Annotated in this window: 23 protein-coding genes; 9 read left to right on the forward strand and 14 right to left on the reverse strand. The window is 66.6% G+C overall.

What is annotated here, in order from left to right:
* Positions 1 to 440: 440 nt before the first annotated feature.
* From tuf to NS4_RS22630, 7 genes are all read right to left on the reverse strand, one after another.
* On the reverse strand, positions 441 to 1,631 hold the full coding sequence (gene tuf, locus NS4_RS22600; RefSeq protein ID WP_039826858.1) for an elongation factor Tu: 1,191 nt from the start codon (positions 1,629 to 1,631) through the stop codon (positions 441 to 443).
* An 87-nt stretch (positions 1,632 to 1,718) separates the two neighbouring features.
* Complete coding sequence (gene fusA, locus NS4_RS22605) at positions 1,719 to 3,821, reverse strand: elongation factor G (protein WP_039826859.1); 2,103 nt, start codon at positions 3,819 to 3,821, stop codon at positions 1,719 to 1,721.
* A 126-nt stretch (positions 3,822 to 3,947) separates the two neighbouring features.
* Positions 3,948 to 4,418: a 30S ribosomal protein S7 gene (gene rpsG, locus NS4_RS22610; RefSeq protein ID WP_014353063.1), complete on the reverse strand. Its 471-nt coding sequence runs from the start codon at positions 4,416 to 4,418 to the stop codon at positions 3,948 to 3,950.
* Between the two features lies 1 nt (position 4,419).
* Entirely contained in the window at positions 4,420 to 4,794 is a 375-nt protein-coding gene (gene rpsL / locus NS4_RS22615; protein WP_030525247.1) for a 30S ribosomal protein S12, read from the reverse strand.
* A 409-nt stretch (positions 4,795 to 5,203) separates the two neighbouring features.
* Positions 5,204 to 5,758 carry a DUF3558 domain-containing protein gene (locus NS4_RS22620; RefSeq protein ID WP_063061512.1) on the reverse strand — a complete coding sequence of 185 codons (555 nt, stop codon included), beginning with the start codon at positions 5,756 to 5,758 and terminating at the stop codon, positions 5,204 to 5,206.
* 5 nt (positions 5,759 to 5,763) lie between these two features.
* Positions 5,764 to 6,294 (reverse strand): DUF3558 domain-containing protein, encoded by a 531-nt coding sequence (locus NS4_RS22625; RefSeq protein ID WP_063061513.1) that lies wholly within the window; start codon positions 6,292 to 6,294, stop codon positions 5,764 to 5,766.
* A 78-nt stretch (positions 6,295 to 6,372) separates the two neighbouring features.
* Positions 6,373 to 7,347 carry an NADPH:quinone oxidoreductase family protein gene (locus NS4_RS22630; protein WP_063061514.1) on the reverse strand — a complete coding sequence of 325 codons (975 nt, stop codon included), beginning with the start codon at positions 7,345 to 7,347 and terminating at the stop codon, positions 6,373 to 6,375.
* Between the two features lie 572 nt (positions 7,348 to 7,919).
* Between NS4_RS22630 and NS4_RS22635 the strand changes: the two genes are divergently transcribed.
* Positions 7,920 to 8,690: an acyl-[acyl-carrier-protein] thioesterase gene (locus tag NS4_RS22635; RefSeq protein ID WP_063061515.1), complete on the forward strand. Its 771-nt coding sequence runs from the start codon at positions 7,920 to 7,922 to the stop codon at positions 8,688 to 8,690.
* 116 nt (positions 8,691 to 8,806) lie between these two features.
* Here the strand turns inward: NS4_RS22635 and NS4_RS22640 are convergent, their stop codons facing one another.
* Entirely contained in the window at positions 8,807 to 10,483 is a 1,677-nt protein-coding gene (locus NS4_RS22640) for a 4Fe-4S binding protein (protein WP_063061516.1), read from the reverse strand.
* A 176-nt stretch (positions 10,484 to 10,659) separates the two neighbouring features.
* Here NS4_RS22640 and NS4_RS22645 point away from each other — a divergent pair, with 176 nt between their 5' ends.
* A complete protein-coding gene (locus tag NS4_RS22645) occupies positions 10,660 to 11,151 on the forward strand; it encodes a SixA phosphatase family protein (protein ID WP_063061541.1) in 492 nt (163 codons plus the stop codon).
* A 3-nt stretch (positions 11,152 to 11,154) separates the two neighbouring features.
* Here the strand turns inward: NS4_RS22645 and NS4_RS22650 are convergent, their stop codons facing one another.
* Positions 11,155 to 11,355 carry a hypothetical protein gene (locus NS4_RS22650; RefSeq protein ID WP_030525238.1) on the reverse strand — a complete coding sequence of 67 codons (201 nt, stop codon included), beginning with the start codon at positions 11,353 to 11,355 and terminating at the stop codon, positions 11,155 to 11,157.
* A 199-nt stretch (positions 11,356 to 11,554) separates the two neighbouring features.
* Between NS4_RS22650 and NS4_RS22655 the strand changes: the two genes are divergently transcribed.
* The 4 genes from NS4_RS22655 (at position 11,555) to NS4_RS22670 (ending at position 14,436) form a co-directional block, all read left to right on the forward strand.
* A complete protein-coding gene (locus NS4_RS22655; RefSeq protein WP_063061517.1) occupies positions 11,555 to 11,857 on the forward strand; it encodes a GNAT family N-acetyltransferase in 303 nt (100 codons plus the stop codon).
* The gene (locus NS4_RS22660) at positions 11,850 to 12,833 is read left to right on the forward strand and encodes a pirin family protein (protein WP_063061542.1); all 984 of its coding nucleotides are present in this window, start codon (positions 11,850 to 11,852) and stop codon (positions 12,831 to 12,833) included. The genes NS4_RS22655 and NS4_RS22660 overlap by 8 nt, the downstream gene beginning before the upstream one ends.
* A 128-nt stretch (positions 12,834 to 12,961) precedes the next feature.
* Entirely contained in the window at positions 12,962 to 13,408 is a 447-nt protein-coding gene (locus tag NS4_RS22665) for a MerR family transcriptional regulator (protein WP_245665624.1), read from the forward strand.
* A 17-nt stretch (positions 13,409 to 13,425) separates the two neighbouring features.
* On the forward strand, positions 13,426 to 14,436 hold the full coding sequence (locus NS4_RS22670) for an aldo/keto reductase (RefSeq protein ID WP_063061518.1): 1,011 nt from the start codon (positions 13,426 to 13,428) through the stop codon (positions 14,434 to 14,436).
* On the opposite strand, the gene NS4_RS22675 is transcribed toward NS4_RS22670, so the two are convergent.
* The gene (locus tag NS4_RS22675) at positions 14,397 to 15,287 is read right to left on the reverse strand and encodes a helix-turn-helix transcriptional regulator (RefSeq protein ID WP_084487605.1); all 891 of its coding nucleotides are present in this window, start codon (positions 15,285 to 15,287) and stop codon (positions 14,397 to 14,399) included. The two genes, NS4_RS22670 and NS4_RS22675, sit on opposite strands and share 40 nt — an antisense overlap.
* A 101-nt stretch (positions 15,288 to 15,388) precedes the next feature.
* Here NS4_RS22675 and NS4_RS22680 point away from each other — a divergent pair, with 101 nt between their 5' ends.
* Positions 15,389 to 16,402 carry an aldo/keto reductase gene (locus NS4_RS22680; RefSeq protein ID WP_063061519.1) on the forward strand — a complete coding sequence of 338 codons (1,014 nt, stop codon included), beginning with the start codon at positions 15,389 to 15,391 and terminating at the stop codon, positions 16,400 to 16,402.
* 155 nt (positions 16,403 to 16,557) lie between these two features.
* Here the strand turns inward: NS4_RS22680 and NS4_RS22685 are convergent, their stop codons facing one another.
* Complete coding sequence (locus NS4_RS22685) at positions 16,558 to 16,950, reverse strand: VOC family protein (RefSeq protein ID WP_063061520.1); 393 nt, start codon at positions 16,948 to 16,950, stop codon at positions 16,558 to 16,560.
* A gap of 83 nt (positions 16,951 to 17,033) precedes the next feature.
* Here NS4_RS22685 and NS4_RS22690 point away from each other — a divergent pair, with 83 nt between their 5' ends.
* Positions 17,034 to 17,495, forward strand: a complete 462-nt coding sequence (locus NS4_RS22690; protein ID WP_063061521.1) for a MarR family winged helix-turn-helix transcriptional regulator — start codon at positions 17,034 to 17,036, stop codon at positions 17,493 to 17,495.
* Between the two features lie 25 nt (positions 17,496 to 17,520).
* Here the strand turns inward: NS4_RS22690 and cynS are convergent, their stop codons facing one another.
* A complete protein-coding gene (cynS, locus tag NS4_RS22695; protein WP_063061522.1) occupies positions 17,521 to 17,970 on the reverse strand; it encodes a cyanase in 450 nt (149 codons plus the stop codon).
* A 247-nt stretch (positions 17,971 to 18,217) separates the two neighbouring features.
* On the opposite strand from cynS, the gene NS4_RS22700 reads away from it, so the two are divergent.
* Positions 18,218 to 19,135 (forward strand): formate/nitrite transporter family protein, encoded by a 918-nt coding sequence (locus NS4_RS22700; protein ID WP_084487606.1) that lies wholly within the window; start codon positions 18,218 to 18,220, stop codon positions 19,133 to 19,135.
* Here the strand turns inward: NS4_RS22700 and NS4_RS22705 are convergent.
* Together NS4_RS22705 and NS4_RS22710 are read right to left on the reverse strand one after the other, a co-directional pair.
* On the reverse strand, positions 19,078 to 21,417 hold the full coding sequence (locus tag NS4_RS22705) for a hypothetical protein (protein ID WP_157106182.1): 2,340 nt from the start codon (positions 21,415 to 21,417) through the stop codon (positions 19,078 to 19,080). The two genes, NS4_RS22700 and NS4_RS22705, sit on opposite strands and share 58 nt — an antisense overlap.
* Positions 21,418 to 21,722: 305 nt before the next feature.
* The gene (locus NS4_RS22710) at positions 21,723 to 25,676 is read right to left on the reverse strand and encodes a DNA-directed RNA polymerase subunit beta' (protein WP_063061524.1); all 3,954 of its coding nucleotides are present in this window, start codon (positions 25,674 to 25,676) and stop codon (positions 21,723 to 21,725) included.
* Between the last annotated feature and the right edge of the window lie 244 nt (positions 25,677 to 25,920).

The raw sequence follows: 25,920 nt of genomic DNA on the forward strand, positions 1-25,920 counted from the left end.
AAGCAGAAACTACCACCGCACCAGTGCCCACCACCTGTAGCGCTGTCCCCCGCCGGATACGTCCGTAGGATGAATCAGCCGTCCGTGGCGACTGGATCGTCGAACTCGACCCACTCCCGTCCCGGCATCATGGCGTTATGGCTGTGACGCCATCGAGATCACCGAACTTCGCCAACGTATCGAGGGAAACGACGGCACGACCGGTTTCCGCAGCATGCGCTGCGATGATCAGATCGTGTGCGCCGCGTGGTCTACCCGATCGACGCACCTGCGCCAGGAGTTGGGCGTGGCGAGTGGCTGTGGCGTCGGTGTATTCGAGATTATCTGAATCCAACGGGTCGGGCTACGCCTGGGGGTGGTTCATCTCGTGCATCCTGCCGTACGAAACGAAAACGGCGCCGCCCCTTGCGGAGCGGCGCCGTTCCCAGCGATTCAGTGAATCACTTGATGATCTTCGTGACGCGACCGGCGCCGACGGTGCGGCCACCCTCGCGGATCGCGAAGCGCAGACCCTCGTCCATGGCGACCGGCTGGATCAGCTTCACCGACATCTCGGTGTTGTCGCCGGGCATCACCATTTCGGTGCCCTCGGGCAGGGTCACAACGCCCGTCACGTCAGTCGTACGGAAGTAGAACTGCGGACGGTAGTTGTTGAAGAACGGGGTGTGGCGGCCACCCTCGTCCTTGGACAGGATGTAGGCCTGACCCTCGAACTCGGTGTGCGGGGTGGTGGTGCCCGGCTTGATGACGACCTGGCCGCGCTCCACGTCCTCGCGCTTGATGCCACGGATCAGCAGACCCGCGTTGTCACCGGCCTGCGCGGTGTCCAGCATCTTGCGGAACATTTCGATACCGGTGATGGTGGTCTTGGTCTTCTCCGGACGGATGCCGACGATCTCGACTTCCTCGTTGAGGTTGACCACACCGCGCTCCACACGACCGGTGACGACGGTGCCACGACCGGTGATGGTGAAGACGTCCTCGATCGGCATCAGGAACGGCTTGTCGGTCTCACGCACCGGGTCCGGGATGGACTCGTCGACCGCGTTCATCAGCTCGATGATGGATTCGCTCCACTTCTCGTCGCCCTCCAGCGCCTTCAGGCCGGAAACGCGCACCACGGGGGCGTCCTCGTCGAACTCCTGCGAAGCCAGCAGCTCGCGGACCTCCATCTCGACGAGCTCGAGGATTTCCTCGTCGTCGACCATGTCCGACTTGTTCAGCGCGACCAGGATGTAGGGCACGCCGACCTGACGGGCGAGCAGCACGTGCTCACGGGTCTGCGGCATCGGGCCGTCGGTGGCCGCGACCACCAGGATGGCGCCGTCCATCTGCGCCGCACCGGTGATCATGTTCTTGATGTAGTCGGCGTGACCGGGGGCGTCTACGTGGGCGTAGTGGCGCTTCTCGGTCTGGTACTCGACGTGGGAGATGTTGATCGTGATACCACGAGCCTTCTCCTCCGGCGCCTTGTCGATCTGATCGAAGGCAAAGCTCTCGTTCAGATCCGGATACTTCTCCGCCAGCACCTTGGTGATCGCAGCCGTCAGCGTGGTCTTGCCGTGGTCGACGTGACCGATGGTGCCGATGTTGACGTGCGGCTTCGTCCGCTCGAACTTCGCCTTCGCCACTGTGGTGTCCTCCTGGACTTGTTGTTGCTTGCAGTTGCAGCAGTGCGGATTGATTTACAAGGGGGTCGTGCAGACGACCGGGCGATATTACTCGCCGGTCGCCTTGGCGATGATCTCCTTCGACACGTTGGCCGGAACCTCCGCGTACGAATCGAACACCATGGAGTAGTTCGCCCGGCCCTGGGTCTTCGACCGCAGGTCACCGATGTAACCGAACATCTCCGAGAGCGGAACCAGCGCCTTGACGACACGGGCACCACTGCGTTCCTCCATGGCCTGGATCTGGCCACGGCGGGAGTTCAGGTCGCCGATCACATCGCCCATGTAGTCCTCGGGCGTGGTGACCTCGACCGCCATCAGCGGTTCGAGGATCACCGGACCGGCCTTACGGGCCGCTTCCTTCAGGGCCTGCGCGCCGGCGATCTTGAACGCCATCTCCGAGGAGTCGACGTCGTGGTACGCACCGTCGAGCAGCAGCACCTTCAGGTTGACCAGCGGGTAACCGGCGAGCACACCGTACTGCATGGCGTCCTGTGCGCCCGCGTCGACCGAAGGGATGTATTCCTTCGGCACGCGGCCACCGGTGACCTTGTTCTCGAACTCGTAGGTGGCGCCGTCTTCACCGACGAACGGCTCGAGCGCGATGATGACCTTCGCGAACTGACCCGAACCACCCGTCTGCTTCTTGTGGGTGAATTCGAGCTTCTCCACCTTCTTGGTGATCGTCTCGCGGTAGGCCACCTGCGGCTTGCCGACGTTCGCCTCGACCTTGAATTCGCGCTTCATCCGGTCGACCAGGATGTCCAGGTGCAGCTCGCCCATACCGCCGATGACGGTCTGGCCGGTCTCCTGGTCCAGCTTCACCGTGAAGGTCGGGTCCTCTTCGGCGAGCTTCTGGATCGCGGTGCCCAGCTTCTCCTGGTCGGACTTGGTCTTGGGCTCGATGGAGACCTCGATGACCGGGTCCGGGAAGGTCATGGACTCCAGCACGATCTGGTTGTTCGGATCGCACAGGGTGTCGCCGGTGGTGGTGTCCTTCAGGCCGATGACCGCGTAGATGTGGCCGGCGCTGACCTGTGGTACCGGGTTCTCCTTGTTGGAGTGCATCTGGAACAGCTTGCCCAGCCGCTCCTTCTTACCCTTGGTCGCGTTGATGACCTGGGCACCGGAGTCGACCTTGCCCGAGTAGACGCGGACGTAGGTCAGCTTGCCGAAGAACGGGTGCACCGCGATCTTGAACGCCAGGGCCGCGAACGGCTCGTCGGCGCTCGGCTTACGGGTGATGACCTCGTCTTCCTTGCCGGGCACGTGGCCCTGCACGGATTCGACATCCAGCGGCGAGGGCAGGTAGTCCACCACGGCGTCGAGCATGGGCTGCACGCCCTTGTTCTTGAACGCCGAACCACACAGCACCGGGTACAGCTCGGAGTTGACCGTCAGCTTGCGAATAGCGCCCTTGATCTCGTCGATCGAGAGCTCCTCGCCGCCGAAGAACTTCTCCAGCAGGGCCTCGTCCGATTCGGCGACGGTCTCGAGCAGTTCCTGCCGGTACTGCTCGGCCTTCTCCTGCAGATCGGCCGGGATTTCCTGGACCTCGTACTTCTCACCGAGCTTGGTCTCGCCGGTCCAGACCTTCGCGTTCATCTCGACCAGGTCGACGATGCCCTCGAAGGAGTCCTCCGCGCCGATCGGCAGCTGGATGACCAGCGGCTTGGCGCCGAGGCGGTCCTTGATGGTCTGCACGGTGAAGTAGAAGTCGGCACCGAGCTTGTCCATCTTGTTGACGAAACAGATCCGCGGCACGTCGTACTTGTCCGCCTGCCGCCACACCTGCTCGGACTGCGGTTCCACGCCCTCCTTGCCGTCGAAGACGGCAACGGCGCCATCGAGAACCCGCAGGCTGCGCTCCACCTCGACGGTGAAGTCCACGTGCCCCGGGGTGTCGATGATATTGATCTGATTCTGGTTCCAGAAGCAGGTCACCGCCGCGGAGGTGATGGTGATACCGCGCTCCTGCTCCTGCTCCATCCAGTCGGTGGTCGACGCCCCGTCATGGGTTTCGCCGATCTTGTAGTTCACACCGGTGTAGAAGAGGATGCGTTCGGTGGTAGTGGTCTTGCCCGCATCGATGTGGGCCATGATGCCGATGTTGCGGACCTTGTTCAGGTCGGTGAGCACGTCCTGTGCCACGGAAATCTTCCCCGCTCGTAGCTAGTTGGGATTTTCGCCGACGACCGATCGGTCGTCATCTGTCGTCAAAGCGGAAGCAGAGCTTCCGTAAGCCTCCCGACCCCGGAGCGATGGGCCGGGCAGACATCACCAGCGATAGTGCGCGAAGGCCCGGTTGGACTCGGCCATCTTGTGAGTGTCCTCACGACGCTTCACCGAGGCGCCCAGGCCGTTGCTGGCATCGAGCAGTTCGTTGGCCAGGCGCTCGACCATCGTCTTCTCCCGGCGGGCCCGGGAGAAGTTGACCAGCCAGCGCAGGGCCAGGGTGTTGGCGCGGCCGGGACGGACCTCGACCGGCACCTGGTAGGTGGCGCCACCGACGCGGCGGGGCTTGACCTCGAGCGACGGCTTGACATTGTCCAGCGCGCGCTTGAGCGTGACGACCGGATCGGTGCCCGTCTTCTCACGCGCCTGCTCCAACGCACCGTAGACGATGCGTTCGGCGGTGGACTTCTTGCCGTCGAGCAGGATCTTGTTGACCAGCTGCGTCACCAGCGGCGACCCGTAGACCGGGTCGTTGATCAGCGGACGCTTGGGAGCGGGGCCCTTGCGCGGCATATCAGCTCTTCTCCTTCTTGGCGCCGTAACGGCTGCGGGCCTGCTTGCGGTTCTTCACACCCTGGGTATCGAGCGAGCCGCGGATGATCTTGTAACGCACACCGGGGAGGTCCTTCACACGACCGCCGCGCACGAGCACCATCGAGTGCTCCTGCAGGTTGTGGCCTTCACCGGGGATGTAAGCCGTGACCTCGACCGCGCTGGTCAGCTTCACACGCGCGACCTTCCGCAGCGCGGAGTTCGGCTTCTTCGGGGTGGTGGTGTACACGCGGGTGCACACGCCACGACGCTGCGGGCTCCCCTTGAGGGCCGCGGTCTTGGTCTTGGCGACCTTGTCACGGCGACCCTTGCGGACCAGCTGGTTGATGGTTGGCATATACCGGCTTTCCTTTTATCGGTTATGGCGGTGTCAGGGCTGTTCATCGAGCTTTCACCCGCACGTCCAACCACGTTTCTCGCGTCCCGAGGTCGGGCGTGTCGCGCGTAGTTCAGGGCCCGATTTACAGGCACGCTGGAATCGTCAGCCGCTCTCGCTGGCCTACGTCTACGCTCGAACTTGCCCGTATCCTTCCGGGCACAGCGGTCCACTGTACTCGGGCGTAGTGAATAGGGTCAAAACCGGGGTGATGTTGTGATATGGCGGGCCGGCCACGGCCCCTCGAATTCCGGCTCTCGACCTCTCCCGGGCAGTCTCGCGTTTCCTTCTCAACCACCGGGCACCGCCGCTTGTTCCCGGTCCGACCCGGGGTCGCGGGGCGCGTACCGCGCGGAGCACCGGCGCAGTACTAACGAGCGATATTGAGCGTCAGTTCGAGTAGTTTCTTGGCGGCGGCGCACGGGTCGGCCGTCCCGCCCGAGGAGTTCACCCACCAGCCGATCACCCCGGAGTCGGCTGCGCTCGCGGTCATCCCGCACGAATTCGGGTCGTTCGGCCGCCGCACCTCCAGCGCGATGGTCCCCTGCACGGTGGTCTTGGTGCTGGTGTATCCGAGTTTGTCGTTGGTCTCCTGTTCCGTACGCAACGACCCGTTCTCGTACCAGTTCAGCGTGAGCATTCCGGAGCCGCCGCCGATATCCCACATACAGACCGCGCCGAAGAACGAATCGCTGATATAGGTGTTACCGCCGAGCGCATCGATGATCTGCTGCTCGGTCACCACTTCGCATTCGCGCAGCAGTTTGTCGATCTGGGCGGTGTCCACCGATTCGCCGCCGCCGACCGGGAGCGCGGTCCCTTCGACGGTACTGCCGCAGCCGGCGCCCAGCACAGTGACCGCCAGCAGGGCCAGCGCCGCGGCGGCGGTGCGCAGTCGCCGGTGGCGGGTTCGCAGACGTCGCATCCTCTTCACTCCAGCCGCTCGATTGTCAGTTCGGCCAGCGCCCGGCTGCGGTCGCACGGGTTGCCGCGGTCGGTGCTGAACGAACCCAGCGAGGTGGACCATTCGAAGAAGTCGTCGTCGAGCTGGACCGCGAGATCGCAGATGGTGCCGGTGGGATCGAGTGCCGCGAATCCGTTGCGGCCGCCGACGGTGATCGGTTCCGGCGGCCGGCCGTGCGTGGTGACCCAGGCCTTCTCTCTTTCCAGCGGGCTACCGCGATAGGAGGCGAAAGTGATCGAGGCGCCGCCCAGCCCGCCCGACTGCCAGTTGCAACCGACCGCGTTCTTGTACGACTGGACGATCTGCCGCAGACCCCCTACATCGCGTACCTCGTTATCGGTGACATGCCCGCATTCCCCCACGAACGGACCCAGCGCGGCCACTTTCGGCGCCGGACCGCGCGGCCCGTCGGCTTCCTCGGAGCCCTGGCCGGAACCGCAGCCCGTCAGAGCAAACGCCGCGGTTAACCCGAGGACTATCGCCGACCTGATCCGCATGCCGTGCACAATACCGACGAACGGCGTTACCCGAGGGCGGCGCAGGTAACCGGTGGTTTCCCACGCCGCCCGGCGCCGTCAGCGCAGCGTGACGACCACCTTGCCGGTGGCGGAGCGGTTTTCCAGCGACGCGACGGCCTGCGCGGCCTGTTCCAGCGGGAACAGCACCGCCTGCGGCGCGGCGATCTTGCCGGAGGCGAACAGCGGCTCGACCTCGGCCCACTGCTCGGCCAGATAGCCCGGGTGCGAGAGCATCCATTCACCCCAGCCCGCGCCGACGACCTCGACGTTCTTCAGCAGCAGCCGGTTCACCTTCACAGTCGGGATATCACCGCCGGTGAAGCCGACCACCAGCAGCCGGCCGCCGCGGGCCAGCGAGCGGATGCTGTCGGTGAAGCGATCACCACCGACCGGATCGAGCACGATGTCCACACCGCGGTTGTCGGTGAGTTCCTTGACCCGGTCCAGCCAGCCGTCGGTGAGTACGACATCGGTGGCGCCGTGCGCCCGGGCGACCTCGGCCTTCTCCTCGGTGCTCACCACCGCGATCACCCGGCCGGCGCCCAGTGCGCCCGCCAGTCGCAGGGTGGAAGTGCCGATACCACCGGCGGCGCCGTGAACCAGCACGGACTCACCTTCGGCGAGACGGCCGCGGTTGCGCAGGCAGAAGTGCACGGTGAGATCGTTGAACAGGATTCCGGCGCCCGCCTCGAAGGAGATGTTGTCCGGAAGTTTGAAGACCATCTCGGCGGCGGTGGCGGCGACTTCGCCCATGGCGCCACCGAGCATGGTGAGGGCACAAACGCGGTCGCCGGGCTGCACATGCGCGCCCTCGGGAGCTTCGCGCACCACACCGGCGACCTCGCCGCCGACCACGAACGGCAGCTGAGGTTTCATCTGGTAGAGCCCACGGGTCATCAGCACGTCGGGGAAGGCCACCCCGGCGGCGTGCACATCGATCACCACGCCGCCGGGCAACGGCTGCGGTTGCGGGATGTCGACGATCTCGATCGCTTCCGGCCCTTCGAGTTTGCTGACCTGAGCTGCGCGCATATGCCGACCTCTCTGTTCGCCGACCGGCGGCTATAGAGACGCGCCAGTCGATATGTACCAATCCACCCGTCCTCAACAACTTAATCGGCGTCACCGGCTCGAGTCCATCCCCCGATCGAGCCGGGCGGGCACGCACCGGCGCGTACGGCCGATCACCGCTGGTCGAGCGCCCCGCGCAGCGCGGTTTGTTTGTTGGGCTCGGCCGCGAGAGCAACGGGTGGGATTCCTAGCTCACCGGTAGCGCGGTCACCGATACCCGGGCTATGCACTGCAGACCATCGACCCGACCTTCAACTCCTATTCGCTGCCCGGTCACGGCGCTATCTGGAATTCGGTGGACAACATCATCGCCGGTACGCGATACGCCATCGAACGGTACGGATCGCTGAGCAATGTGCCCGGGGTGGTCGGGGTCTCCAACGGCACCGGTTACGTCGGATACCGACCGCCGCCACACGCCGAGCACAGAGAACCGACGGCTCGGCGTGGCGCTGTGACACACGACCCGTAAAGTCGTCTCACAGGAAATACGCAGAAGTACCGCGGCCCAACCCGCCGCGCGAGGAGCACAAGTGTCACTCGATCAGCCACTCGCCCCGCTTCCCCAGGAGGGCATGGGGTTCGTTACGGCGTGGCCGGTGCGAGCCGGCGACGTGGACCCGTACAACCGTGTACGCCTCGACGGTGTCGCCCGCTACCTCCAGGACATCGCCTGGGAACACCTCCAGCAATCGGTCCTGGAACGCAGCGACCCGAACTGGATCATCCGGCGCACGGTGATCGACGTGATCCGGCCGGTACTGTGGCCAGACCACGTCCACCTGCGACGCTGGTGTTCGAGTATGTCCACCCGCTGGGCGAATATGCGGGTCCGCGTCACCAGCGACCGGGGCGGCCTGATCGAAACCGAAGGTTTCTGGATCAATATCAACGAGTCGAACAATATGCCCGCCCGGATCAGCGACGCGGGCCTGGCCTACCTCGCCCAGACCACCGACGAGCAGCGACTCCGCTGGCGCCCCTGGCTCACCGACCCGGCGCCACCCGAATCCGACACCGACCTGCCGTTCCCGCTGCGAGCCACCGATATCGACCAGTACAACCATGTGAACAACACCTGCTATTGGCAGGCCGTGGAGCAGTATCTGGTCGACTACCCCAAACTGGTCGGCGGCCCGCACCGGGCGGTCATCGAATACGTCGCCCCGGTCCTGGCCCGGCAGCACATCAGCGTCCGCAGCAGGTACGAACCAGGCGACCGGACCACGGGCCGCCCCACCCTGCGCCTATGGTTCGTCGTGGACGGAATCACCACCACAATCGTCCGTATAGCGCCGCTGTAGACCGCGCATCGCCCCGAGGCGCAAACCCCACCCACGCACAGCTGTGGGCCCGTGCCCCGGATCGCTCCGGGGCACGGGCCCACTCCATCGCACGGCCAGGCCGTCGGCCGTCGCCGTCAGCTACCGCCCTTGGCCGCCTGGAGCAGGTCGGCGAGGGAGGTGAACTTGACCCGGGGCCGGCCCGACTCCTTGCCGGCACCGCGTTCGGCCTGGTCGATCGCTTTCCAGCCGACCCGGTCGACCAGGTCCGGCTGGCGTTCCTGGACCAGGGCGCGCAGCGCGTCCCGGTCGGCGGTGGGAGGGGCCAGCTTGCCCGCGATGAAGTCGGCGATCAGGCCCTCCACCGTTTCCTCGGAGTCGACCCGGTTGGAACCGATGACCCCGCGCGGGCCGCGTTTGATCCAGCCGCTGACGTACACACCGGTGAGCGGCAGGCCGTCGGCACCGATCACGCGGCCGTGTTCGTTGGGGACCACCGCGCGCTTCTCGTCGAAGGGCAGGTCCGGGATCGGCCGGCCACGGTAGCCGATCGACCGCAGCACCAGCGAAGCCGGGAGACTGCCGACCTCACTGGTGGGGCGGGCGTTGAGAATGCCGTCCTCTTCCACCAGTTCGTTGCGGGCGTACTCCAGCGCTTCGACCTTGTCGGTGCCGGTGAGCGCGGTCGGGGCGGCCAGATACTTGAACACGATCCGTTTGTTGCCCTCGGTCGGCGGTTTCGCCGCGAACTCCTCGGCCAGCGCGTATTTCAGTTTCAGCGAAGGTTCGACCTCCGGGTGGTCGAGCAGGGCCTGCGAGGCCGGGTCGAGTTCGAGTTCGGCGGGGTCGATGACGATATCGACCCCGGACAGGTGCGCGAGCGCCAGGAACTCCGGCGAGGTGTAGGCCGCCTGCAACGGACCGCGCCGGCCCAGCACCACGACCTCGCGAATATTGCTCCCGCGCAGGGCGGCCAGGGCGTGGTCGGCGATATCGGTTTTCGCGAGCTCATCGGGATGCACGGTCAGCACGCGGGCGACATCGAGGGCGACATTGCCGTTGCCGACGATGATCGCCCGCTCGCCGGAGAGGTCGAAGACCCGGTCGGCGTAGTCGGGATGCCCGTTGTACCAGGCCACGAACTCGGTCGCCGAATGGCTGCCGGGCAGATCCTCACCGGGGATGCCCATCCGCCGGTCCGAGGAGGCGCCCACCGCGTAGAGGACCGCGTGGTGATGGGCCAGCAGTTCCTCGTGGGTGATGTGCTTACCGACCTCGACGTTCAGGTAGTACTGCAGGGTGTCGCGCCGGAAGGCCGATTCGAACATGGCCGCGACCGTTTTGGTGCCGGGATGGTCGGGGGCCACCCCCGCGCGGACCAGACCCCACGGCGTGGGCAGCCGGTCGAACATCTCCACCTGGACATCGCAGCGCCGCAGCAGTTCGTCGGCCGCGTAGGCGGCCGCGGGGCCGGCGCCGACGATCGCGACCCGCAACGTACCCAGGTCCTTGGGCGGCCGCACCGGGGTCGCGATCGGATCCAGGTTCGACTCCAGCGGGTGCCGCTCGAACCAGGCCGCGTTGATCTCCCGGAAGCGGGCCAGCGACGCGGACAGATCGTCCTCGGAGAAGATGGCCTCCACCGGGCACGCGTCGACACAGGCGCCGCAGTCGATGCAGGTGTCGGGGTCGATGTAGAGCATTTCGGTCGTGGCGAATTCCGGCTGGTCCGGAGTCGGGCGGATGCAGTCGACCGGGCACTCGGAAACGCAGCTCGCGTCGTTACAGCAACGCTGCGTGATTACGTAGGCCATATTTGTGCAGATCCTCGAGACTTATATGCGGGCTGGTGCCGTCCGGGTCGCGGGTGGCAGGGCGTGACGACTGAGCGTGGACCGGGATCACCGGGCCTACCTCTATTGTGACGCCGCTTTCAGTTTGCCTCGAGTGTGTTGTGGATCTCCGCACGGAGGGTGCCTACGGTGGACCCATGGCTCGGACTCTGATCTTGATGCGGCACGGGAAATCGGCGTACCCGGCCGGAATCGAGGACCACGAGCGCCCGCTGGCGCCGCGCGGTAAACGGGAGGCGGCATTGGCCGGCACCTGGCTGCGGGCGAAGCAGCCACCGATCGACGCGGTGCGTTGTTCCACCGCGACCCGCACCCGGGAAACACTCGCCGCCACCGGGATCACCGCACCGGTCGAGTTCGAGCCCGGGATCTACGAGGCCACGACCGACTATTTGATCGAACTGATCGGGCTCACCGACCCCGCGGTCTCGACCCTGCTGGTGATCGGGCACGCGCCGGGTATGCCGTGGACGGCCTGGGACCTCGCGGCCCAGCACGATACCGAGGACGCGATCGGGTTGAGCCGCAAGTTCCCCACGTCCGCCCTGGCGGTGCTGCGCCTACCCGGCGAATGGGACCAGGTGGGCCCGGGTGCGGGCGACCTGGTGACCTTCCACGTGCCGCGCTGACAGTCAGCGCAGCAGTTTGCCGCCGAACACTGCTCCGGCGCCGAGCACGACGAGTAGCAGGAACGCCGCCCAGCCGCCGATCAGCCACCACACCAGACCGAACACCACGACGATCGGCGCCACCGCGATCGCGGTGATCACCGGGCTCTCTCTGACCGTGGCCCACGCCGAACGTGCCCGGACCCGGTCGATTTCCTTGGCCATCCTCCCAGGTTACGTGCCGGACCCCGGATGCGCTGGTGCGCGCGTGTTCCGGTCGGCGACCCCCCTGGACGGGCACCGGCCACGCCCCGCGCGAGCGCGCCCTCCGGGTCGCGTGCGGCTGAGTACGCTGGCGCTCGGCGGTAGGGCCCCGGTCATGCCGTCGGGAGCAGATGGCCGGACACGGAAAGGAGCTGCGGAGATGACCGAAGCGACCGAGCAGACCAAGGTGGTGCGCAACCCCGGCGAGAACCGATACGAGGTGTGGTACGGCGCCGAACTGGCCGGATTCGCCGAGTACACCGAGCGAGGCGGGGAAACCGTCTTCACCCATACCGAGATCGGATCGGAGTTCGGCGGTAAAGGGCTGGGCAGCCGGCTGGCCGAGTTCGCGATCTCCGACACCGTGGACCGCGGGCGCAAGATCCGGCCCGTATGCGCGTTCATCCGGAGCTACCTGGAAAAGCATCCGCAGTACAACGAGCATGTGGTCGGCGGTGAGTGACCTCGATCCGCACCCCACCGAGACCCTGTGCGAGCCGGGAATCGGGCCGGGGCCGCTAATTCGGCTGTATCCGGCCCGGGAGGTGCCGCTGGGCGGTGTGCGCGGCACCTATGTGGAACGGACCCTGCCGCAGCGGGATCTGCCGACCGTCGGGGCCTGGTGTTTCCTGGACTATTTCGGCGCCCCGACGGTGACCGTCACCGACGCGCCGCCCGATATCGATCCGCATCCGCATATCGGTCTGCAGACCGTCACCTGGCCGTTCGAGGGAATGATCCGGCACCGCGATTCCGTGCGCTCGGATGTGCGCATCGAGCCCGGCCAGCTCAATCTGATGACCTCCGGACGCGGGATCGCCCATTCGGAGTACACGGTGCCCGAGGCCCCCGCCGGGCGCGGGCTGCAACTGTGGGTCGCGCTGCCGGAGGGGCACCGCGATATCGCTCCCCATTTCGAGCAGCACCGGGATCTGCCCGTCCGCACCGCCCCGGGTCTGCGGGCGACCGTGCTGCTGGGTTCGCTGGCCGGGGTGACCTCACCGGCGACGATCTACACCACCTTGGTAGGGGCCGATATCGAGATCGATCCCGCGACCGCGTCCACGCTGCCGCTGGAGCCGGAGTTCGAGTACGCACTGCTGGCGATCGAGGGCACGGTCACCGCCGCCGGATGCGAGCTCACGCCGGGCCCGCTGCTGTATCTGGGCACCGGCCGCGAGAGTCTCGACCTGTCCAGCGACTCCGGCGGCCGGTTCGCCCTGATCGGCGGGGAACCGCTCGCGGAGCAACTGGTGATGTGGTGGAACTTCGTCGCGCGCGAGCACGCGGAGATCGTGGCGGCCCGCGCGGATTGGGAGTCGCACAACACCGAGCGTTTCGGTGATATCGCCGGCCATACCCCGGACCAGCGCATTCCGGCGCCACCCCTGCCCGGTGGGCAGCTGAGACCCCGCGCCCGGCGGCCGCACGGCAGCTGATCCGCCGGGCAGCGCTTGCTTGGAGTCCACTCCAGGTGGCTAACGTTGTCCTCGTTCGACGAGAGAATATCGAGCGCCACATAGAAAGCTTTGTGGCGCAAAGGTTTTCGGCAAGGAGTGTAGTCGGCGTGAGTATCATCGAACCCGGCCCGGACATCACCGACCCGGCTCGGGAACTCCCCCGGCATTCGATCGGGGCGGCGGCCCGGCACTGCGGTCTGAGCCAGGACACGTTGCGCTGGTACGAGCGCATCGGCCTGCTCGCCCATATCGGCCGCGACCACACCGGCAAACGCAGGTTCAGCGACCGCGACCTGGATTGGCTGACGCTGATCACCCGGTTGCGCACCACCGGTATGACCGTGGCGGACATGATCCGGTACGCCGAACTGGTCCGCGCCGGCGCGAGCACGATCCCCGAACGGCTCGCGATGTTCCGCAAGACCCGCGCCGATGTTCTCGACCGTATCGCCGAACTCGAACAGACCGTGGCGGTGCTGGATCACAAGATCTCGCTCTACGAGCAGCACGTCCCCGGCGACGCCACCCGGTCACCCGACAACGCAGCATCGTGAAGGGACATCCGAGAAACATGACCGAAGTACTGCCGACCGCTCCGCTGGGCACCACCGGGATCCGGGTGGGTGTCCAAGGGCTGGGCTGCATGGGTATGAGCGAGTTCTACGGCCCCACCGACCGCGCGGAATCCCGCGCGACCCTAGACCGCGCCCTCGAACTCGGCATCACCCTGTTCGACACCGCCGATATCTACGGTTCCGGCGACAACGAAGAGTTTCTGAGCGATTTCGTCCGCGCCAACCGGGACCGGATCGTACTGGCCACCAAGTTCGCGATCGTCCGCAAGGCCGACGACCCGCACTACCGCGGTATCGACAACTCACCCGATTACATCCGCCGGGCAGTCGACGCCAGCCTGCGCCGCCTCGGTACCGACACCATCGACCTGTACTACATGCACCGGCGCGATCCCCAGGTGCCGATCGAGGACAGCGTGGGGGTGATGGCGGAGTTGGTGCGCGCGGGCAAGGTACGCGCGCTCGGCCTGTCCGAGGTCACCGGAGCGGAATTGCGCGCCGCGCACGCGGTCCATCCGATCGCGGCGGTGCAGTCGGAGTGGTCGCTGTTCTCTCGCGACGTCGAGCGCACCGCGGTGCCGGCCGCCGCCGAACTGGGCGTCACCTTCGTGCCCTATTCACCGTTGGGCCGCGGTTTCCTCACCGGAGCCATGCCCAGCACCGACGACCTGAGCGAGAGCGATTTCCGGCGGCGTATGCCGCGTTTCACCGGCGACAACGCCGAGCACAACGCCACCCTCCTCACACCGTTGCACGCGGTCGCCGAAGCGCGCGGCCTCACGTCGGCCCAGGTCGCGCTGGCCTGGGTGCAGTCGCGGGCACAGGTGCACGGGCTGCCGGTGGTGCCCATTCCCGGCACCCGCCGCCGGACCCGGCTCGCGGAGAACGCCGCCGCGGCCGCGGTGACTCTGACCGCGGCGGAACTGGATCGGCTGGAACCGATCGCCGCTCAGGTGGCCGGACCGCGCTACGCGGATATGTCCTTCACCTCGGCCGGCCGCGAGTAGGACGGCGGCTCCGGCGCCCCCGGTCGCTGAGTGCCGATGACGCGCAGCAGTTCCATCTTCTCCGCGGCATCGGTACCCGGCAACGGCCAGTAGATGAGCAAACGCTGGGTGGCGCTGGGGGTCAGCATCGTTTCGCAGAACATATCGATCACCCCGACCTCGGGGTGTACCGCGCTCTTGGTATCGGAGTGCCGAACCGCCACCTCGTGCTCGTTCCAGAGCCGCTCGAACTCCGGACTGTTCGCCCGCAGCGCGGCGATGAACTCGATGACGTCGGGGTCCTTCGGCCGGCGTGCTGCGGTGGCGCGCAGATCGGCCACGTGCCGACGGGCGAGCCCGTCGGTGTCGCGCACCGGGGCGATCACGCGGGCTTCCGGTTCGGTGAACCACCGCCAGGCGTAGAACCTGCGCCGGCCCTGCTGTTCGGCCTGATCGCCGAACAGCAGGGTGTGCATCCGGTTCTGTACCAGGCATTCGCCCAGGTCGGTGATGACGGCCGCCGGGATATCGTCCAGTTTGGCGAGTACGTGCATCAGTCCCGGACCGACGTGTTTGTCGGTCCGGCTGCCGCCGGGCGGCGCGTGTTCGCACAGGAGATAGATGTGATCGCGTTCGTCGGCGGTACAGCGCAGCGCACGGGCCAGCGCGGCGAGCACCTGTGTGGAGGGCCGGGGTCCGCGCGCCTGCTCCAACCGCGTGTAGTAGTCGGTGGAGATCCCCGCCAGCTGCGCCACTTCGTCACGGCGCAGGCCGGGAGTCCGGCGGCGGGTGCCCGGAGGTAGGCCGACCGACTCGGTGGTCAGCTGTTCCCGGCGGCGACGGAGGAAATCGGCGAGTTCGCTGCGATCCATACCTCTACTGTCGCGCACCGCCGCGCGGTGGACCAGGGATCGCCGCTCCCCCGATAAAGCGTCTCTGCCACGAGCGCGCCCGGTCCACCACCGTGGTCGGTATGACGAATACACAGATCGCAGTCGCACAACTGGGTAGCACCGGGCCGACGGTCGGGCGGATCGGGCTCGGCGCGATGGGGATGTCGGGTTCCTACGGCCCCGCCGATGAAGCCGAATCGAGAGCCACTGTCCACGCCGCGCTCGATTCCGGCGCCCGGCTCGTCGACACCGGCGATTTCTACGCCATGGGCCACAACGAGTTGCTGGTGGGTCGGGCCATTGCCGATCGTCCGCGCGAGGAGACGATCCTCAGCGTGAAGTTCGGCGCGATGATCGGCCCGGACGGCAGCTGGCAGGGTTTCGACAGCCGACCGGCGGCGTTGCGCAATTTCCTGAGCTACAGCCTGCGCCGGCTCGGAGTCGACCATGTCGACATCTACCGCCCGGCACGGCTGGACCCGGCGGTACCGATCGAGGAGACCGTCGGAGCCGTCGCCGAACTCGTCGACGCGGGATATGTGCGGCATATCGGCCTGTCCGAGGTGGGCGCCGAGACCCTGCGCCGGGCGGCGGCGGTACACCCGATCGCCGACCTGCAGATCGAGTACTCGCTGTTCTCCCGTGGAATCGAAACCGAGATCCTGCCCGTCTGCCGTGAACTCGGCATCGGCATCACCGCCTACGGGGTGCTTTCGCGGGGCCTGCTCAGCGACACCGCGCCCGGTCGCACCGCCGGTTTCGGGGCGGCCGACTACCGTGCCCACGCCCCGCGTTTCCAGGGCGACAACCTCGCCGCGAACCTGAAACTGGTCGACGCGCTGGCCACGCTGGCGCGGGGCAAGGGGGTTTCCACCGCTCAGCTGGCCATCGCCTGGGTACTGAGCCGCGGCGGCGATATCGTTCCGGTGATCGGGGCGCGCACCCGTACCCGCTGGTCGGAAGCGCTCGGCGCGCTCGATATCGCCCTCACCGCGGCCGATATCGCGGCGATCGAGGACGCGGTGCCGGCCGCGGCGGTGGCGGGGAGCCGATACGCGGAGGCGCAGATGAGCGCCCTCGACAGCGAGCGCTGAAACCCGCCGACCGTGAAAGAAGTCCGATCAGGAGAGAGCACAGCCCGCGAACGACCGGCCGGCGCCGGAGCGCCGAGCGCCGGCTCCCCCGGAGGAGGCGTCCTAGAACTCATACTGAACCATTGAGTTCAGAATTGGCCGCCGAGCACGCGATGTCAGCAGGCCACGGTGAACATTTCGTAGCTGTGCCCCTCCGGCGAGCGGACGTAGACACCGCGACCACCGCCCAGGTGGTTGATATCTCGATCCCAGCCGTTCCCGGGACCCGACCCGAACTCGACGGCGGGCCATCGCGCCAGCCGGCCCAGCACGGCGTCGAAGGTGGCCTCGTCGACCAGGAATCCGTAGTGCCCCGGCTCGACACGGCCGCGGTCGTCGAAATCCAAGGTCAGGCTCTCGTTCACTCGCACCGGCACGAACGGGCCGGCCGGGTCGCCCACCGTCAGCCCCATGAGCTCGGCGAAGAACGCCGCCCCCGCCGCGCGGTCCGACACCCGAACGATGGCGTGATCCAGCACGATGCGCGCAGCGCTACTCGATCCGGACATGATCCTCCTTCTTTTGCGTGCGATACACACATAATTTACATGCGTGTCGCACAGAAAATTTGGAAGAGGATAGATTGGTCTACATGAGCGGTAGCTCCTCGCCCGCAGACGGCGGGCCCGCCCTGTTCCGCCTGGTCCGATTCTGGTCCCGGCGCTGGATACAGCGCGGCGTCGGCGGGCAGAACGCGGAACTGCGCAACGCTCAGCACGTCCAGGTCGTGGAGGCGGTGGCCGGTGCCACCCAGGCCCCGGACGAGGCAACCATCACCGCGGTCGCCCACCAGCTCGGTCTCGATCATTCCGGAGCCAGCCGGATGGTCCGCGACGCCACCACCGCCGGTTACCTGTCGCGCCGCGAATCCGATCTCGACCGGCGCCGCACGGCACTACACCTCACCCCGGCGGGTGTCCGCCTGCTGGCCGACGCCCACGATTGGCAACGACAGGTATTCGATCGGCTCACCGACGACTGGTCCCCCGCCGACCGCCGCCGGTTCGCCGGCTACCTCCAGCGCCTGGCCGACGAACTACCGCACGATCAGTGAGACCCGCGCGGGCGGCGGGCCCGGCTCACCACCGGTAGTCGAGGAACTTCCCGTCGAAGGTGATGACCACCCGATCCCCGTCGGGGTCGGGACGGCGGGCGAAATCGACCTTGAAGTTGATGGCACTCATGATCCCGTCACCGAATTCCTCGTGGATGAGTTCCTTCAACGCGGGCCCGTACACCGAGAGCGCCTCCACGAAGCGATAGATCGTGGGATCGCTCATCAGCGCCGGATCGGCGCCGCGGGCCGGCTGCAACACGAGGCTTTCGGCCACCGAGTCGTCCAGCCCGAGCAGACCGCAGACCTTGTCCGCCTGCTCAGCAGTCATCGGATGCTGCCCGAGCAATGCCGCGGTCGTCCAGACCAGCGGGGCACCGAGAGCGTCGGCGATATCGGCCCAGGACAATTCCTGACGGATGCGGGCGGCGACAACGAGGTCGGCGGCCGCGCGCTTGCTCATGATCGGTTCCATACGAAACTCCTAGCATCGGGAAACATCGAAAGCGTCCCACTGCCGAATCCGCCGAACCGAATCGGTATCACAATGTTTACTTCCGCGACATCACCGTCGGCGGGACGGTCGCACAAGGTCACGGGGCCCCACATCATCGCGCGGATCCCGTGAGCGCTCGGTAACACGGGTGCGCTCCGCACGATACGGGCGGGAAATCTCGGCATCGCACACTTCGGCACGAGAGACCACAACCGAAGGGCGTGCCATGTCTTATCTCAAACCAGCGGACTTCGTGAAAGAAATGATCGACGCCGGCGAAGCGAAGGCATTCATGTCCACGCGAGACACCGTGATCCGCGCCTATATGGCGGGGGCGATCCTGGCGCTCGCCGCGGCCTTCGCGGTCACCATCACGGTCCAGACCGGCCAGGCACTACTCGGGGCAGTCCTGTTCCCGGTCGGTTTCTGCCTGCTGTACCTACTCGGGTTCGACCTGCTCACCGGCGTGTTCACTCTCGTGCCGCTGGCCTGGCTGGACCGGCGCCCGGGCGTGACCTGGCGGACCCTGCTGCGCAACTGGGGCCTGGTGTTCACCGGCAACTTCCTCGGCGCGTTCACCGTCGCGGTCATGATGGCGATCATCGTGACCATGGGTTTCTCGATGGACCCCAACGAAGTCGGGCAGAAACTCGGTGAAATCGGCGTATCGCGTACTGTCGGCTACGCCGATCACGGTGCCGCGGGAATGCTCACCCTTTTCATCCGCGGGGTGCTGTGCAATTGGATGGTATCCACCGGAGTGGTCGCGGCGATGATGTCGACGTCGGTATCCGGAAAGGTCATCGCCATGTGGATGCCCATCATGTTGTTCTTCTACATGGGATTCGAGCATTCGATCGTCAATATGTTCCTGTTCCCCTCCGGGCTGCTCCTCGGCGGGGATTTCTCGATCGGTGACTATCTGATCTGGAACGAGATCCCCACGGTGATCGGCAATCTGGTGGGCGGTCTGGCTTTCGTCGGCCTGACCCTCTACGCGACCCACGCCCGCACCGCCGCGCCCCGGCCGCGTCCGGCCGGACCCACCGTTTCCGAATCCGCGACCACCGCCGCGGATTCGGAGACTCAGCCCCCGACGGCGAAGGCGGACGCGGGCGCACGGGTCGCTTCGGCGGCCCAGTAGTCGGTATCGACGGCCGCGTTCTGCTCGGCGAAGAAGCGGCGGCGGCTCTCGGGATCGGCGGGGTTCAGGACGAAAGCGGTCATCGCGGTGGAAACCCGTTGCGCGTGTTCGTCTCCGATCCAGCGCAGAATCCGGGAGGCGTCCGCCTCCGAGTAAGCGGCCGTCTCCTCGCCGGTCGCGACCTTCTGGATCTCGTTCAGCTTCGCCCGGGACGGCGCGGCCAAATATTCCTCCCCGGCCCGCCGCGCCGCGCCCTCCAGTTGGAGCCCCTCCCGACCGAGCGAGTAGGCGAGAACAGCGCGCTCCAACTCCGCGTGGGCAGCCGGGGTGTTCATCGCCGAGACATAGTGGGAGGCCGCGACGACTTCGGCCAGGTTCTTGTCGGCCAGCGACACATCGCCCCCGTGTTTGACCACGTAACCCCGCGCTTCCACCGCGCGCTGGATCATGTCCTCATCGGTGAAGCCGGCGCCGCGTAGCGAAGCGGCGACCTGCCCCAGGAATCCACCGCCGCCGACCAGTACGCCGTCGACAGCGGCCGCCGCACCCCGCGCAGTGTCCACCCCGCCGCGACCGGCGTCACGGGCGACGGCCGTCGCATCGCGGGCAGCGTGCGAGAGATGTAGTCGATCCAGGTAGGGGTGCGTGGCCAGCCCATCCGGACCACCCGCCTTCTCACCGTTCCATCGAGCATTCCACACACCCCACTGGTCCAGCATCGCGCTCTGCCGTTTCATCGAATGCGGTTCCAGCGGTGATACCCGGTTGAAAAGCCAGGCCGATGCCGGGTTGTTGTTCAAGGTCGAGAGTGCGGCGGCACCGGCGAGCAACCCGAGTCCCGGTACGCCGGAGTGGGCGAGTCCGCTGGAACCCATACCGAGCGCCGTGCCGCCGCCGGCCCCGCCGGAACCGCTTCCGCCCGGCGCCTGTTGCAGGGCGAGGGAGAAACGGTTGACGATCCACTCGTTGCCCTGGCGCAGCGCCGCGGCGAACCGCCGGAACTGGAGCAGGCCGACGACTTCCACCACCGCGGCCAGGATCAGCACCACTGTCGCCTGGCCGCGGGCCTGGTCGAACAGATTGCCGAGGAACAGCACGTACACACCCAGATAGATGACATAGGCCGCCATCACCACGGCACCGTAGAAACTGTCCACGAGGTTGCGCACCAGGAAGGTCTGCGTGGGACCGTAGACGAAACCACCCGCCGCGAAACCGAAGATCGCCGCGAAACCGTGGAAGACCGAATCGAGCGCGGACCAGATGATCTTGACCGAGAGGTAGGCCCCGAACGCGAGCAGGATGCCGGCGCAGAGCAGCACGACCAGCCCCGAACCGACCTGTCCCATACTCGGGTTCAGCGCGGCCTGCTGCGCCGCCAGATCTCCGCAGTTGCGCAGGCCGGAAGCCAGGGCCGAATCCGAACCCGACCGCACCCCCGCCGACCACACGGCCGCGCAGGCGGGCCGGTCGTCGATCACATGCCCGAAGTTCCACACCTGGACCTGGCGCCGGGCGAAGTTGTCGGCCATGTTCACCTGCATCGTCGCGACCAGCCCGGTGGGATCGCTGTACGCGTGCCCGGTGAGCCCGGCGGCCACCGCGATACCGAGATCGCGCCCCTGTGACATCAACCCGTGCGAGGAGAATACGTCCTCCAGCGGCTGGGCCATGAAGATAGGGCCGATCACGGCGACCCCGACCATCGTGACCGCCTGGGTCGCGGCCCGCGCGTGGTGACCGCGCAATACGAACCACGCCACGATGAAGGCCCCCAGTGACGCCGCGACGAGGAGCACCATCGGGATACCGATCTGCGTGTGCAGGCTGCGGGCGACTCCGGCCAGCGCGTCGCCGAACGGATCGAGCCAGTGGAAGCTCATCGTGTAGCCGATCACCCAGATGGCACTGGTCACAATGACGATATAGCCGGCGAATTCGAGTCCGAGGACCACCGAGATGGCCGTCTCGAGCGGCTCGAAAATACTTCCGTGGGTGGTGACGAATCGATAGCGGGTCAGTTCGACGCCGCTGGAATCGCGGATGTTCATCCAGTTCAGTGCCGGAAAACCGGCAGTCGCCACCGAATCTGATTCCCCGGTCGCGGCCAGCGCCGCCGCCCCGAGCATTGCGGGGAGAACGAACAGAACCGAGCCGAGCACCACGAGCCGCCGGAGCCATCGGCGGCGGCGGGCCGGTTTCGTGACCTCCACGCCGTCACCCTCCCTACGGACCACATGCGCACGGATACCGCGCGCAAGCTGAGTGATTCGGAATGTCATGGGCCCTCCGGCGGTCGTCGGTCCGACGCCTGTTCGACGACTCCGTCTGACAGCGCCCCGCAACGCTATTCACCACTGTTTTGCCGAACGACGTTTCTACGCAATGTGATCGAAATGCCCGGTTCATATTCCCACTGCTGAACCGAAGCGGCTCAGCGGCTCAGCGGCTCAGCGGCTCAGCGGCTCAGCGGCTCAGCGGCTCAGCGGCTTCCGACGAAATCCGGGCCCGCGGATAGCCCGGTCCGGAACGCACTTCGGCCCCGCACCGAAACGGTGCGGGGCCGAATGCTGTTACTACCTACCGATTACCGGTAGTCGCTGAAACCGTAATCGTCCAGCGGGACCGCGGCACCGGTGGTGGCGCCGAAGCCCTCCGGGCTGTAGTAGGTGTCGTCGTAGGACGGCACCGCGTACGCCGCGGCACGCGCTTCCTCGGTCGGCTGGACCTGGATGTTGCGGTACCGGTTGATACCGGTACCGGCCGGGATCAGCTTACCGATGATCACGTTCTCCTTGAGGCCGATGAGCCGGTCGGAGCGGCAGTTGATCGCCGCGTCCGTCAGGACTCGGGTGGTCTCCTGGAAGGACGCCGCCGACAGCCACGAATCGGTGGCCAGCGACGCCTTGGTGATACCCATCAGCACCGGACGACCCGCCGCGGGCTCGTTGCCCTCGGCGACCACGCGACGGTTGGATGCCTCGAACTCCGAACGCTCTGTCAGCGAACCGGGCAGGAACTCGGTGGCACCCGAATCGATGATCGTCACCCGGCGCAGCATCTGGCGGACGATGACCTCGATGTGCTTGTCGTGGATGGACACACCCTGGCTCCGGTAGACCTCCTGGACCTCGTGGACCAGGTGGATCTGGACCTGCCGGGGGCCCATCACGCGCAGCACCTCGTGGGGATCCGCCGCGCCCTCCAGCAACTGCTGGCCGACCTCGACGTGGTCGCCGTCGGAGAGCAGCCGCTCGGTGCCGTCGTCGTGCTTGAACACGCGCAGCCGCTGACGCTTGGACAGCTTGTCGTAGACCACATCGTCCCCGCCGTCGTCGGGAATGATGGTGATCTTGTAGAAGCGGTCGTCGTCCTCCAGCCGCACCCGACCCGAGACCTCCGCGATCGGCGCCTTGCCCTTGGGCACCCGAGCTTCGAAGAGCTCCTGCACGCGGGGCAGACCGCCGGTGATGTCATCACCCGCGACACCACCCTGGTGGAAGGTACGCATGGTCAGCTGGGTACCGGGCTCACCGATGGACTGCGCGGCGACGATACCGACGGCCTCGCCGATATCGACGAGCTTGCCGGTGGCCATCGAGCGGCCGTAGCAGGTCGCACAGACCCCGGTGCCGGTGGTGCAGGTCAGCACGGAGCGGACCTTCACCTCGGTGATACCGGCGTCGAGCAGCGCCTCGATCGCGGGATCGCCCAGGTCCGCGCCCTTGGTGACCACGACGTTGCCGCTCTCGTCGAGCGCGTCGGCGGCCAGGGTGCGGGCGTAGGCCGAGGTCTCCACGTGCGGGTCCCGGATGAGCAGGCCGTCGGGCTGCTTCTCCGCGATGTGCACGGTGATACCGCGTTCGGTGCCGCAGTCGTGCTCGCGCACGATCACGTCCTGCGAGACGTCGACCAGACGACGGGTCAGGTAACCCGAGTCGGCGGTACGCAGCGCGGTGTCGGCCAGACCCTTACGGGCGCCGTGGGTGTTGATGAAGTACTCCAGCACCGTCAGGCCCTCACGGAAGGAGGACTTGATCGGCCGCGGGATGAACTCACCCTTCGGGTTCGTCACCAGGCCCTTCATACCCGCGAGGGTACGGGTCTGGGTGAAGTTACCCGTGGCGCCCGAATCGACGATCGTGATGATCGGGTTGTCGGCCGGGTAGTGCGCGCGCAGCGCCCGACCGACCTCTTCGGTCGCTTCCTGCCAGATCTTGACCAGGGCGTTGTTGCGCTCCTGGTGATCGAGCGCACCACGCTGGTACTTCTTCTCGATCTGATCGGACTGCGCCTCGTAGCGCTCCATGATCTCGGCCTTCTCCGGCGGAACGAGCACGTCCGACATGGAGACGGTGACACCCGAGCGCGTGGCCCAGTAGAAGCCGGCGTCCTTGAGCTTGTCGACGGTCTGCGCGACCACGATCATCGGGTAGCGCTCGGCGAGATCGTTGATGATCGTCGCCTGCCGCTTCTTCGGCATCGGCTCGTTGATGAACGCGTAGTCACCCGGGAGCAGTTCGTTGAACAGCACCCGGCCCAGGGTGGTCTGGGTGGTCCACGCGTCACCGCGCCGCCAGCCCTCCGGGAACAGTTCCGCCTCGACGTCCTTGGGCGGACGCTGATCGGTCAGCCGCACCTTGATGGTCGACCGCACGGTGAGCTCACCGCGGTCCACCGCCATCTGCGCTTCGGCCGGCGAGGAGTACACGCCCTGTTCCGGACCCTCGGCCGTCGCGGGGCGGTATTCGCCCTTGGCGCCTTCGTCGAGCCGGGTCAGGTAGTACAGACCCGTCACCATGTCCAGACGCGGCATGGCCAGCGGGCGACCCGACGCCGGGGACAGGATGTTGTTCGAGGACAGCATCAGGATGCGGGCCTCGGCCTGCGCCTCCGCCGACAGCGGCAAGTGCACGGCCATCTGGTCACCGTCGAAGTCGGCGTTGAACGCCTCACAGACCAGCGGGTGCAGCTGGATGGCCTTACCCTCGACCAGCTGCGGCTCGAAGGCCTGGATACCGAGACGGTGCAGGGTGGGCGCACGGTTCAGCAGCACCGGGTGCTCGGAGATGACCTCTTCGAGGACATCCCACACCTGCGGCCGCTGCCGCTCGACCATCCGCTTGGCGGATTTGATGTTCTGCGCGTGGTTCAGGTCGACCAGCCGCTTCATCACGAACGGCTTGAACAGCTCCAGCGCCATCAGCTTGGGCAGACCGCACTGGTGCAGTTTCAGCTGCGGGCCGACGACGATGACCGAACGGCCGGAGTAGTCGACACGCTTACCGAGCAGGTTCTGCCGGAAACGACCCTGCTTACCCTTGAGCAGATCGCTCAGGGACTTCAGCGGGCGGTTACCCGGGCCGGTGACCGGACGGCCGCGACGACCGTTGTCGAACAGCGCGTCGACCGACTCCTGCAGCATCCGCTTCTCGTTGTTGACGATGATCTCGGGGGCACCGAGGTCGATCAGTCGCTTGAGGCGGTTGTTGCGGTTGATGACGCGACGGTAGAGGTCGTTCAGGTCGGAGGTGGCGAAGCGGCCACCGTCGAGCTGGACCATCGGCCGCAGCTCCGGCGGGATCACCGGAACGGCGTCGAGCACCATGCCCATCGGCGAGTTGCCGTTGGTCTGGAACGCCGCCACGACCTTGAGCCGCTTGAGCGCACGCAGCTTCTTCTGGCCCTTACCGCTGCGGATGGTCTCGCGCAGGCTCTCGGCCTCGGCCTCGATATCGAAGTTCTCCATCAGCTTCTGGATGGACTCCGCGCCCATCGCGCCGGTGAAGTACTCGCCGTAGCGGTCCTGCAGCTCGCGGTAGAGCACCTCGTCCACGATCAGCTGCTTGGGAGCCAGCTTGGTGAAGGTGTTCCAGATCTCCTCGAGCCGGTCCAGCTCACGCTGGGCGCGGTCGCGGAGCTGCTTCATCTCGCGCTCGCCGCCGTCCTTGACCTTGCGGCGCACATCGGACTTCGCGCCCTCGGCCTCGAGCTCGGCCAGATCGGCCTCGAGCTTCTGGGCCCGGGCCTCGAGGTCGGCGTCACGCTGATCGGTGACGGTCTTCTTCTCGACCTCCATCTCGGCCTCGAGAGTCGACAGCTCGTTGTGCCGCATCTCGTCGTCGACGGCGGTGATGACGTAGGCGGCGAAGTAGATGATCTTTTCCAGATCCTTCGGCGCCAGATCGAGCAGGTAGCCGAGGCGGCTCGGCACACCCTTGAAGTACCAGATGTGGGTGACCGGGGCGGCCAGCTCGATATGGCCCATCCGCTCACGGCGCACCTTCGCGCGGGTCACCTCGACACCGCAGCGTTCACAGATGATGCCCTTGAAGCGAACGCGCTTGTATTTACCGCAGTAGCACTCCCAGTCCCGGGTGGGACCGAAGATCTTCTCGCAGAACAAGCCGTCCTTCTCCGGCTTGAGCGTGCGGTAGTTGATGGTCTCCGGTTTCTTCACCTCGCCGTAGGACCACTGGCGGATGTCGTCGGCGGTGGCCAGGCCGATCCGGAGTTCATCGAAGAAGTTGACGTCTAGCACGTAACTTCCTTTCCCCTGTGCGGGTCGAATACGAGCAAAAGTTCTCTATTGGATTCGAACGCGGTGGCCGGGTGCCGAGCCGTAATTCGTCACGGCACCCGGCCAACGCCCTAGTTCGCCAGATCGTCGACGGTGGCCGCTTCGTTCCTGGACAGGTTGATGCCCAGGTTGGCCGCCGCCCGCTCGAGATCCTCGTCGTCGCCGTCGCGCATCTCGATCGCGGCGCCGTCCGACGACAGCACCT

It is taken from the genome of Nocardia sienata NBRC 100364 (assembly GCF_001613205.1).
Lineage (GTDB): Bacteria > Actinomycetota > Actinomycetes > Mycobacteriales > Mycobacteriaceae > Nocardia > Nocardia sienata.